Source organism: Microbacterium sp. NRRL B-14842 (assembly GCF_050470785.1).
The window spans coordinates 1-10,357 of sequence record NZ_JBFLUM010000058.1 but is presented as its reverse complement, the minus strand read 5'-3'; the positions used below and the strand labels follow the sequence as shown (position 1 = coordinate 10,357).

Sequence of the window (10,357 nt, the reverse complement as noted above, 5' to 3'; positions counted from 1 at the left end):
GCTCGCGGGTGAGCGGCCCTCACGCAGGAGGACGTGGACCGGGCGCTCGCGATCCTGCACGGCGGCGGTGAGCCGGTGTCCCTATCGCGCTCGGCCACCGAGCAGCGCGTGCTCGCAGCGCTCGGAGACGGCGAGGCCTCGGCCGCGGAGGTCGCCGAGCGGGTCGGCATCTCACGGGCCACCGCGCAACGGCACCTCGCGGCACTCGCCGCACGGACGATCGTCGAGGTGCGGCTGCGGTACGGATCGACCGGACGGCCGAGCACCGGTACGCGACGCGCACGTGACGCGGTGGGCGGCCGCTCAGCCCTCGGAGCCGACGGCGGCGAGGCGCGCTTCTTCGTCGGCGCGATGCGCTCTCGATGATGGGGTCGAGCGCACCGTCCATGACCTGATCGAGGTTGTACGCCTTGAACCCCGTCCGGTGATCCGCGATCCGGTTCTCCGGGAAGTTGTAGGTACGGATGCGCTCGAGCGGTCCATGCCGCGGAACTGCGACTTGCGCGCGTCGGAGGCTGCTGCGTCGAGCCTCCTCTGCTGCTTGGCGAGCAGTCGGGCGCGCAACACGCGCATCGCGGCCTCACGGTTCTGCAACTGCGACTTCTCGTTCTGCATCGACACGACGATGCCGGTCGGCACGTGGGTGATCCGGACCGCGGAGTCGGTGTGTTCACCGACTGGCCGCCGGGGCCCGATGAACGGAACACGTCGATCTTCAGATCGTTCTGATCGATCTGGATCTCCTCGGGCTCGTCCACCTCGGGGAACACGAGCACGCCGGTCGTGGACGTGTGATGCGTCCCTGCGACTCCGTGGCCGGCACCCGCTGCACGCGGTGCACACGCCGCCCTCGTACTTCAGGTGCGCCCAGACGCCCTGTGCAGGGTCAGACGAGGAGCCCTTGATGGCGACCTGGACGTCCTTGTAGCCGCCGAGGTCGGACTCGTTGCGCTCGAGCAGCTCGGTCTTCACCCTTGGACGCGGCGTACTGCACGTACATGCGCAGCAGATCCGCCGCGAACAACGCCGACTCGGCGCCGCCCTCCCCCCGCCTTGATCTCCATGATCACGTCGCGGGCGTCGTCGGGGTCTGCGCGGAGATGAGGAGTCGTCGGAGGCGCTCCTGCGCGGTCTGCACGCCCTCCTCCAACGCGGGGACCTCGGCGGCGAACGCCTCGTCCTCCCTGGCGAGCTCGCGTGCGCCTCCAGATCATCGACGGCGCCCGTCCACGCCTCGTGCGCCGCAGACGATGCGTACAGCTCGGCGTACCGACGGTTGGACACGCTTGGCGCGGCCGCGTCGGCGTGCACGCCGGGTCGGAGAGTTCCTCCTGGACCCGGCGATGCTCGTCGATCAGAGTCTGGACGGACTCGAACACGTCGGGCCTCAGCGGATGTTGTTGTCGTGCCCGTGGGCGCCCGAGGGCAGCGTCGGGATCGACTTCTGCATCTGAACGAGGAACTCCACGTTGGAGTGGGTCTCCTTGAGCTTGCCGAGCACGACCTCCAGCGCCTGCTGCGGGTCGAGGCCGGCGAGAGCGCGGCGCAGCTTCCAGGTGATCTTGACCTCGTCGGCGGAGAGGAGCATCTCCTCGCGGCGGGTGCTGGACGCGTTCACGTCCACCGCGGGAAGATGCGCTTGTCGGCGAGCTGGCGGGACAGGCGCAGCTCGCTGTTGCCGGTGCCCTTGAACTCCTCGAAGATGACCTCGTCCATCTTGGAGCCGGTCTCGACGAGCGCGGTGGCGAGGATCGTGAGGGATCCGCCGTTCTCGATGTTGCGGGCGGCACCGAAGAAAGCGCTTCGGCGGGTAGAGCGCGGATGCGTCGACGCCACCGGTGAGGACGCGGCCGGACGCCGGAGCGGCCAGGTTGTACGCGCGTCCGAGGCGGGTGATCGAGTCGAGCAGCACGACCACGTCGCGGCCCAGCTCGACGAGGGCGCTTGGCGCGCTCGATCGCGAGCTCGGCGACCGTCGTGTGGCTCTTCCGCGGGACGGTCGAAGGTGGAGGCGATGACCTCGCCCTTCACCGTGCGCTCCATGTCGGTGACCTCTCGGGGCGCTCGTCGACGAGTACGACCATGAGGTGCACCTCGGGGTTGTTCTGCGCGATCGCGTTGGCGATCTGCTGCAGGACGATCGTCTTGCCGGCCTTGGGCGGCGCGACGATCAGGCCGCGCTGGCCTTGCCGATCGGTGCGACGAGGTCGATGATGCGCTGCGTCAGCTTCTCCGGAGCCGTCTCCAGGCCGCAGACGCTCCTGCGGGTAGAGCGCGTGAGCTTGCCGAACTCCACGCGGGTGGCCCGCGTCGTCGACCGAGAGGCCGTTGATGGAGTCGACCTTGACGAGGGCGTTGTACTTCTGGCGGCCCTGCTGCTCGCCTTCGCGCGGCTGCTTGATGGAGCCGACGACCGCGTCGCCCTTGCGGAGGTTGTACTTCTTGACCTGCCGAGCGAGACGTAGACGTCGCTGGGCCCGGCGAGGTAGCCGGTGGTGCGCACGAAGGCGTAGTTGTCGAGCACGTCGAGGATGCCGGCGATCGGGATGAGGACGTCGTCCTCGGTGATCTCGGTCTCGAACTCGTCGACAGGGCCGGCGCCGCGACGCTTGTTGCGCTGACGGTTGCGCCCGTTGCCGTTGCCGGACTGGTCGTCGTCGGCCGGTGCGTTCTGCGCCTGCTCCTGACCGCCGCCCTGCCCGCGGCCGCGGTTGCGGTTGCGGTTGCGGCTGCGGCCTCGACCACCCTGCTCGTCGCCGTTGTCTCCCTCCGCCGGACGCGTCCTTCGCGGGGGCGTCCGCCTCGGCCTCGTTCTTCGCGGCAGCGCCGTCGTCTTCGGCTCGTTCTTCGCCGCGTCGTTCTTGGTGCGGCCGCCCTGGGCGGTGCCCGCGTCGGCCGTCTCGGTCGCGCCGTCGGCCGGTGCCGCCTCGGCCTTCTCGGTCTTCGCCTCGGGGGCCTCGGCGTCCGCCTTCTTCGTGCGACGGCCGCGTCCGGACTTCGGGGCCTCGGCCGGTGCCTCGGCGGCCTCGGCAGCAGGCGCCGGCTCGGCGGCGGCGGTCTCGGCGGGGGCCTCGGCGGTCCGCCTTCTTCGCGCGGGTGCGGCGCGGAGCCTTCGCCTTGGGCGCGGCTTCTGCCCCCTCGGCGGAGTCGCCGGCAGCGGCGGGAGCATCGGCGGTGCCGGACTCCTCCGCCTTGCGGCCTTGGCAGCGGCCGTCGCGGTGCTCGCCCGGCGCGGCGCGCGCTCTTGGCCGGAGCGGACTCGGTCGCCTGCGCGGCGACGGGGGCGTCGGCGGTCGGAGCCGCCTGATCGTTCTGGGTCTCGGAGAGGTTCTCCACGAGTACTCCTTATAGGTCATGGGAAATGAGCGTGAACGCGCACAACGGGTGCTGCGCACGATCGCACGGGCTGACGCTCGGCGTCAGCCAGCCTCGGCACTTGGGCCTCAGGGGTTTGCGTGCGGGTCTTGCAAGAGATGCAATGGGGCCAGATTCACGAATGCTACGTGGAGCCTCCGCTCGATCCCCCACTGTACCACCACGGACGTCGACGGCGAGCAGGAGCGCCTCCCACGGGGTGTCGGTCACCCGATTGGCCACCTCGACGGCGTCCAGGCGACTGCCCGGACCGTCCGCGAGGACGAGCACACTGGGGCCGGCGCCGGAGCGACCGGCGGCGAATCCGGCGGCCCGCAGCGCCTGCACGAGGCGCTGCGTCTCGGGCATGGCGCCGGCGCGGTAGTCCTGGTGCAGGCGGTCGGCGGTCGCGTCCAGCAGCAGCTCGGCTCTGCATCAGCGCCGCGATGAGCAGAGCCGACCGGGACACGTTGAACACGGCGTCGGCCGTGGAGACGTGCGGCGGCTGCAGCGAGCGGGCCTGCGAGGTCGACATCGTGTACGCGGGGACGAGGACCAGGGGCGAGACGCCCCGATGCACGAGGAGCTTCTTGTGCTGCGGACCCCGCTCCCCATCCACGCGATCGTGAGCCCGCCGAACAGCGCGGGCGCCACGTTGTCCGGGTGGCCTCGAGCTCGGTCGCGAGGCGCAGCAGATCGGTGTCGGAGAGGTCGACGTCGCCGGCCAGCAGCCCCTTCGCCGCGAGCACGCCGGCAGCGACGGCCGCACCGAGGACCCCAGGCCGCGGCCGTGCGGGACCGCGTTCTCGGCCACGATGCGCAGGCCGGGCATCGGCCTGCCGACGTCCGCGAAGACGTAGGCGATCGTCGGACGATGAGGTTGGACGCATCCCGGGGGATGTCGGCGGCGCCCGAACCGGAGACCTCGATCTCGAGCTCCCCCTCCGGCAGAGCGGTCACCTCGAGACGGTCGTAGATGCTCAGCGCCAGGCCGAGCGTGTCGAAGCCGGGGCCGAGGTTGGCGCTCGTCGCCGGCACCGTCACCTCGACCGTGCGGCGATGCGGGCGCCGTGCTCCTCGGGAGCGGGAGCCGTAGCCGTCACCGTGGTCACTCGCCTTCCACCCGGAGGACGGACACCACACGGGCGACGACGTCGCTGTCGCCCAGCACGTCCACCGTGTCGCTGAGGGCCTGCTCGGTCGCACGGTGCGTGCCGATGATGAGGCGAGCGGTCGGCTCGTCCTCACCCTCGACGGTCTGGACGACGGTCGCGACGGGACACTCCGCCGTCGCTGAGGATTGCCCGCCACGGTCGCGAGCACGCCGGGGGCGTCGGAGACCTCGAGGGTGATCTGTACCGCGTGGTGACGTGGCCGATGGGCACGACGGGGAGATTCGCCGGGTGGACTCGCCCACCGCCGACGCGCCCGCGATATGCCGACGCGCAGCGGAGACGACGTCGCCGAGGACGGCGAGGCCGTCTGCACGCCGCCGGCGCCCGCCCCGTAGAACATGAGAGAGCCGGCGGCCTCCGCCTCGACGAAGACGGCGTTGTTGGCACCGTGCACGGAGGCGAGCGGGTGGGACACGGGGACGAGTGCCGGGTAGACCCGCACCGAGATGGACTCGGCGCCGTTCGCCTCGATCCGCTCGCAGACGGCGAGCAGCTTGATGACGAAGCCGGCCCGCGCGGGCCTCCTCGATCATCGACGCGGTGATCGAGGTGATGCCCTCGCGATGCACCGCCTCCAGCGCACCGCGGTGTGGAAAGCGAGGCTGGCGAGGATCGCGGCTTCTGCGCGGCGTCGTAGCCCTCCACGTCGGCGGTGGGGTCGGCCTCCGCATACCCCAGGCGCTGCGCGTCGGCGAGCACGTCGGCGAAGTCGGCGCCCTCGGTGTCCATCCGGTCGAGGATGTAGTTCGTGGTGCCGTTGACGATGCCCATGATGCGCACGACGCGGTCGCCGGCGAGCGAGTCGCGCAGCGGACGGATGATCGGGATGGCGCCGGCGGCCGCCGCCTCGTAGTACACCGATGCGCCGACGCGATCCGCGGCCTCGAACAGCTCCGGCCCGTGGGTCGCCAGCAGCGCCTTGTTGGCGGTGACCACGTCGGCGCCGGAGCCGACGGCCTGGAGGATGTTGGTGCGGGCGGGCTCGATCCCGCCGATCAGCTCGATCACGATGTCGGCGCCGAGGATGAGCGACTCGGCATCGGTCGTGAAGAGCTCCTTCGGCAGCTCGACGTCGCGGGGCGCGTCGAGGTTGCGCACCGCGATGCCCGCCAGCTCCAGCGCGGCACCCGCGCGGTCGGCCAGCTCGTCGCCGTGGCGGAGCAGGAGGGCCGCCACCTGGGAGCCGACGGCTCCGGCGCCCAGCAGCGCCACGCGAAGTCGTCTGTAGTCAGTCATGGGTGCTCCTTCTGGGGTGGGTCATCGTGCTCCCTCGGGGGCGTGCGCCCCGTCGATGCCCGCGTCGCGGGCCAGCAGGTCGTGGACGGTCTCTCCGCGGACGATCACCCGCGAGCGGCCCTCGCGCACCGCCACGATCGGCGGCCGCGGGACGTGGTTGTAGTTGCTCGCGAGAGAGGCGCAGTACGCGCCCGTCGCGGGCACCGCGAGCAGGTCCCCCGGGGTGACGTCGCCCGGGCAGATATTCGTGATCGACGACGATGTCGCCGGACTCGCAGTGCTTGCCGACCACCCGGCTCACTGCGGGTCGCCCGTTCCGCGCGCGAGGCCAGGCGGGCGGAGTAGCTGGCGCCGTAGAGGGCCGTGCGGGCGTTGTCACTCATCCCGCCGTCGACGCTGACGTAACGCCGGGTCGCCCCCGAGGCGACCGTGACGTCCTTCGTCGTGCCGACCTCGTAGAGCGTCACGCCCGCGGTGCCGACGATCGCGCGCCCGGGCTCGAACGACAGCGCCGGCACGGGGATGCCGCGCGCCGCGCAGCCCTCGGCCACCGCCGCGACGATGCCGCCGGCGAGCTCGTCGATGGGGGTGGGGTCGTCGATGCGGGTGTAGGCGATGCCGAACCCGCCGCCGAGGTTCAGCTGCGGCACGGGCCGTCCTCGAGGAGGGCGGCGTGCAGTTCGAGCACGCGGGAGGCGGACTCGCGGAAGCCGGCCACGCCGAAGATCTGGGAGCCGATGTGGCAGTGCAGTCCGGCGAACTCCAGCCCGGGGATCTCGCGGATCCGTGCCACGGCGACCTCCGCCTCGGCGAGCGGGAAGCCGAACTTCTGTCCTCGTGCGCGTGGCGAGGAAGTCGTGGGTCTCGGCGTGGACGCCGCTGATGACCCGGACCATGACGCGCTGCACGGCGTCGGTGCGGGCGGTGATGGCGCCAGGCGCTCGATCTCGATCGCGCTGTCGACGACGATCGTCCCCACGCCGAGGGCGACCGCGCGCTCGAGCTCGGCGACCCGACTTGTTGTTGCCGTGAAGCCGAGCGAGGCCGGAGCGACCCCCGCGGCGAGGGCGACTTCGAGCTCGCCGCCGGTGCACACGTCGATGCGGAGCCCCTCGTCGACGACCCACCGGGCGGACCGTCGTGCACAGGAACGCCTTGCCCGCGTAGTACACCTGCGCGGTCGTGCCGTGGGCGGAGGCGGCGCGGTCGAAAGCGTCGCGGAAGGCCCTGGCGCGGCGGCGCACCTCGTCTTCGTCGAGCACGAGGAGCGGCGTGCCGTAGGCCCGGACGAGCTCCGGCGCCGTCACACCCGCCAGCACGAGGGCTCCGTCCTCGTCGCGCTCCGTGGAGGACGGCCAGACCCCGACCGCGAGATCGTTCGGGTCGTCGGGGACGACGAGCCAATCCGGAGCGAGCGTGGCGGCAGAGTCGAGCACGGAACACCAATCGTGGGACGGATCTCGGGCGGAGGCGCACATCGAGTTGCCCCGATTCTAGGGCACCCCTGTCCCCGCCTGGTCATGGTGACACGCCGCGTCAACCCCCTGGGGAGGGGTGCCGAGCGGCTCATAGGGTGGGGGCGTGGCAGACACCGACACGCGAGACTCCGAGAACCGTTCCGCAGCCCCGGCCCGACCGGGACTCGTCGCCCGCATCACGGGACCGGTGATCGCTTGGGCCCTGGCCCGGCGCCCGGTCAGGGCGGTGCTGCTGTACTCCGAGCGCCGCGGTCCGATGCTCGCCGACAGCGTGACCTACCTGGCCCTGTTCAGCGTCTTCGCCGGCGTGCTCCTCGGCTTCTCCCTCGCGGCCCTCTGGCTCTCCGGAACCCGGAGGCCTGGCGCGCGATCATCGACGCCGTGCAGTCCGCGGTCCCCGGGCTCATCGGCGAGGGCGGTGTCTCGATACGAAGGACCTCCGGACTCCGGCGTCGTTCTCGATCGCCGGCATCATCTCCCTCGTCGCGCTGGTCGGTGCCGCGCTCGGCGCCATCGGCTCGCTCCGCACGGCCATCCGGACCATCGCCGGCACGATCCAGGCGGACATCCTGTGGATCTGGGTCATCGTCCGCAACCTGCTTCTCGGCATCGGCATCGGCCTCGCGTTCGTGCTCGCCGCCGGGATCACCTTCATCGGACAGCTCGGGGTGACCTGGATCGGCGACCTGCTCGGGTGCCCGTCGGATTCCCCTCTGCTCGCCTGGACGGTCCGGATCCTGTCGCTCCTCGTGGTGTTCATCCTCGACGCGGCCTGATCGTGGGCGCCTTCCTCCTGCTGTCGCGCGTCCGACCGCTGCGCGGTCGTTGTGGAGCGGCGCCTTCCTCGGCGCCTCGGCCTGATCGTGCTGCAGCAGCTCTCCGGGCTCTTCGTCGGCGGTGCGGACGAGCAACCCCCTGCTCGCCTCGTCGCCTCGCTCCTCGCGCTGCTGATCTGGCTCCAGCTGTCCACCCAGGTCATCCTCGTCTCGTGCGCCTACATCGTCACGGCCGAGGAGGAGCGCGGTGACCGCCTGCACGAGCGGTTCGGCGCACGCACGTTCGTCCAGCGGCGGCTGCAGCGCGCCGAGGTGGACGTCAAGATCGCCACGGCCGAGCTGCGCGACGCCCAGCGCGCGGCGGCCGAGGAGAACGGCACCGCCGAGAAAAAGTGACCTTCCTCGTTGTGACCGCAATCGATATGGTGGTCACAACGAGAGGGGGCGCATGTCCGCACCACGACGGCACACCGTGACCGTTCCCGGCGCGCGGGTGTCGGTCGCGGAATGGTGCCCCGCGGCGGAGACGCAGCCGCCCGTGCTCCTTCCTGCCACGGCCGGCGGCGCCGACAGTGCAGAACTCTCCTGGGGCGAGGTCGGACCGGCGTTGGCGGCCGCCGGACACCGCGTCGTGGCACCGGACCACCCCGGGTTCGACGCAGTCCGCGCCTCGAAGCGCCGCTGACGCAGGAGCGCCTGGTGCAGTACGTCGGCGACCTCGTCGATGCCTCGACCTGCAGGCCTACGTCGTCGGCGGACTCTCCCTGGGTGCCGGGTTGGCGTTGGGCCACCTCCTCGACCGCCCGGACGCTGCGCTCTCCGCCGCCCTCCTCGGCAGCTACGGGCTGATGCCACAGCTGACGGACGGACGCCTCGGTGCCCTCTCGCACCTGTCGACATTCCTGCTCCTGCGTTCGGGGCTGCTCGGCGCCATGACACGCGCCTACGCGCGCGACCGGAAGGCGATGATGCGCGGCCTCCAGGATCTCGTGCACTCCCCGGACGCCCCGCAACCCGGCTCTCGTCGATGCGGTGCTCGCCAGAGGCAGCGACAGGATCGGGTCTCACGACGTTCGGCGACTGGCAGCGGGATCAGGTGCGACCGCTGCGACTCCGCACCGACTACCGCGACCGGCTCGCCGAGATCCGGGTCCCCGTCCTGCTCGTGCACGGCGACCGGGATTCCGGCGTGCCTCTTCGGAGGATCGAGGAGGCGGCGGACGCGCTCCGGCCGGCCGGCTCCTGGTGGCACCGGGAGCCGGACACTGGGTGCAACGCGACCGCCCCGACCTCGTGATCCCCGCCCTCCGGGACTGGTTCGCCCGAGGCTCCGATGCCTAGGCCGCTCGTGCCCGACCGGCGCGCCCGCATCCTCGATGCCGCGGAGCGGATGGTGCTGACCGACGGGTTCGATGCCATGAGCGTCGCCGCGATCGCACGCGCGGCCGGCATCGGCAAGGGCGCGGTCTACCTGGAGTTCGCGGCGAAGCGCGACATCCTCGACGCGCTGCTCCAGCGCGGCACGTCTCGGATCGCCGATGCGGTCGCCCGTACCGCAGGACCGCAGCCCTCGCTCAGTGCCCTCTACCGCGCCACAGCTGCTGCCCTGCTCGCGACGAGCTCATGACGGCCGCGTTCCTCGACGACGCGGGAATGCTCGGTGCGCACGTCGCCGCGCAGCCACCCGCCCGGTACCGGAGGCGTCACGAACAGGTCGTCGCCGGGATCCGTGAGCTGCAGGAGCAGGGCCGGATCGTGCCGGACGTGGAGCCCGAGGCCTGGCTCTCGCGTTGTCCGGTAGCCACGCTCGGCCTGCTCTCCGCGGCCCGCACCCTGGGGCCCCTCGATCGCGCGACGCTGGAGAGCGCCATCGACACGGTCGGCCGCATGGCCGCGAGCTTCGAGACGGAGTGACATGCATCACGAGACGACAGGCTCCGAGGAACCCCTCCCCTCCCTCCTGCTGCACGGGGGCGGGGTCGCCGGCTGGATGTGGGAGCCGCTGCGCAGTCACCTCGACCCCGCACGGCGGGTCATCCTCCCGGATCTTCCGGACACGGTGGCAGCGCGACAGCGGACTACGTGTCGCACGAGGAGACGGTCGCGGCGCTCGTCCCGCTGCTGGAGCAGGAGACGCAACCGGCGACCGTCGTCGGGTTCTCCCTCGGCGCCCAGCTCGCCGTCCTGCTCGCGGCACGACGACGGACCTCGTCGCCGACGCCGTGGTCATCAGCGCTCAGGCGGAACCGCTGCGCGCCGTCGGCCCGACCCTCGCGCTGCTCCGCCTCACGGCAGGGCTCGCCAGAACGAGCGCTTCGCCCCGCCTTCAGGCCCGCGA

The 10,357-nt window shown here is 71.7% G+C and carries 11 protein-coding genes and 5 pseudogenes; 7 read left to right on the top strand and 9 right to left on the bottom strand.

The genetic code is table 11. From position 1 onward, the window contains the following. Window positions 1-15: 15 nt before the first annotated feature. Window positions 16-287: pseudogene (locus tag AB1285_RS23570) on the top strand (helix-turn-helix domain-containing protein); the annotation flags it as partial. Window positions 288-303: 16 nt separating this feature from the next. Here AB1285_RS23570 and prfA read toward each other — a convergent pair. The 8 genes and pseudogenes from prfA to AB1285_RS23530 all read right to left on the bottom strand — a co-directional run bounded on the left by prfA (window position 304) and on the right by AB1285_RS23530 (window position 6,861). Then, window positions 304-1,379 (bottom strand): annotated as a pseudogene (prfA, locus tag AB1285_RS23565) (peptide chain release factor 1). Between the two features lie 8 nt (window positions 1,380-1,387). Further along, entirely contained in the window at window positions 1,388-1,624 is a 237-nt protein-coding gene (locus AB1285_RS23560; RefSeq protein WP_429977968.1) for a hypothetical protein, read from the bottom strand. Next, complete coding sequence (locus AB1285_RS23555; protein WP_429977967.1) at window positions 1,615-2,043, bottom strand: hypothetical protein; 429 nt, start codon at window positions 2,041-2,043, stop codon at window positions 1,615-1,617. Before AB1285_RS23555 ends, AB1285_RS23560 begins: the two co-directional genes overlap by 10 nt. Then, window positions 2,028-3,169, bottom strand: a pseudogene (locus AB1285_RS23550) (hypothetical protein). The gene AB1285_RS23555 and the pseudogene AB1285_RS23550 overlap by 16 nt, the downstream one beginning before the upstream one ends. Before the next feature lie 341 nt (window positions 3,170-3,510). Next, window positions 3,511-4,398, bottom strand: a pseudogene (gene thrB / locus AB1285_RS23545) (homoserine kinase); the annotation flags it as partial. Window positions 4,399-4,462: 64 nt separating this feature from the next. Then, window positions 4,463-5,765: pseudogene (locus AB1285_RS23540) on the bottom strand (homoserine dehydrogenase). A 104-nt stretch (window positions 5,766-5,869) separates the two neighbouring features. Next, window positions 5,870-6,415 carry a hypothetical protein gene (locus AB1285_RS23535; RefSeq protein WP_429977966.1) on the bottom strand — a complete coding sequence of 182 codons (546 nt, stop codon included), beginning with the start codon at window positions 6,413-6,415 and terminating at the stop codon, window positions 5,870-5,872. After that, window positions 6,403-6,861, bottom strand: a complete 459-nt coding sequence (locus tag AB1285_RS23530) for a hypothetical protein (RefSeq protein WP_429977965.1) — start codon at window positions 6,859-6,861, stop codon at window positions 6,403-6,405. Before AB1285_RS23530 ends, AB1285_RS23535 begins: the two co-directional genes overlap by 13 nt. Before the next feature lie 1,011 nt (window positions 6,862-7,872). On the opposite strand from AB1285_RS23530, the gene AB1285_RS23525 reads away from it, so the two are divergent. From AB1285_RS23525 to AB1285_RS23500, 6 genes are all read left to right on the top strand, one after another. Then, window positions 7,873-8,019: a hypothetical protein gene (locus AB1285_RS23525; RefSeq protein WP_429977964.1), complete on the top strand. Its 147-nt coding sequence runs from the start codon at window positions 7,873-7,875 to the stop codon at window positions 8,017-8,019. 87 nt (window positions 8,020-8,106) lie between these two features. Next, window positions 8,107-8,415, top strand: a complete 309-nt coding sequence (locus tag AB1285_RS23520; protein ID WP_429977963.1) for a hypothetical protein — start codon at window positions 8,107-8,109, stop codon at window positions 8,413-8,415. Window positions 8,416-8,467: 52 nt separating this feature from the next. Next, on the top strand, window positions 8,468-8,704 hold the full coding sequence (locus tag AB1285_RS23515) for a hypothetical protein (protein ID WP_429977962.1): 237 nt from the start codon (window positions 8,468-8,470) through the stop codon (window positions 8,702-8,704). A gap of 342 nt (window positions 8,705-9,046) precedes the next feature. Beyond that, complete coding sequence (locus tag AB1285_RS23510) at window positions 9,047-9,316, top strand: alpha/beta fold hydrolase (protein WP_429977961.1); 270 nt, start codon at window positions 9,047-9,049, stop codon at window positions 9,314-9,316. Between the two features lie 36 nt (window positions 9,317-9,352). After that, entirely contained in the window at window positions 9,353-9,646 is a 294-nt protein-coding gene (locus AB1285_RS23505; RefSeq protein ID WP_429977960.1) for a TetR/AcrR family transcriptional regulator, read from the top strand. Further along, entirely contained in the window at window positions 9,643-9,933 is a 291-nt protein-coding gene (locus AB1285_RS23500) for a hypothetical protein (protein ID WP_429977959.1), read from the top strand. Before AB1285_RS23505 ends, AB1285_RS23500 begins: the two co-directional genes overlap by 4 nt. A gap of 164 nt (window positions 9,934-10,097) precedes the next feature. On the opposite strand, the gene AB1285_RS23495 is transcribed toward AB1285_RS23500, so the two are convergent. Continuing rightward, window positions 10,098-10,357, bottom strand: a 260-nt coding sequence (locus AB1285_RS23495; protein ID WP_429977958.1) for a hypothetical protein, incomplete at its 5' end; no start/stop codon positions are given.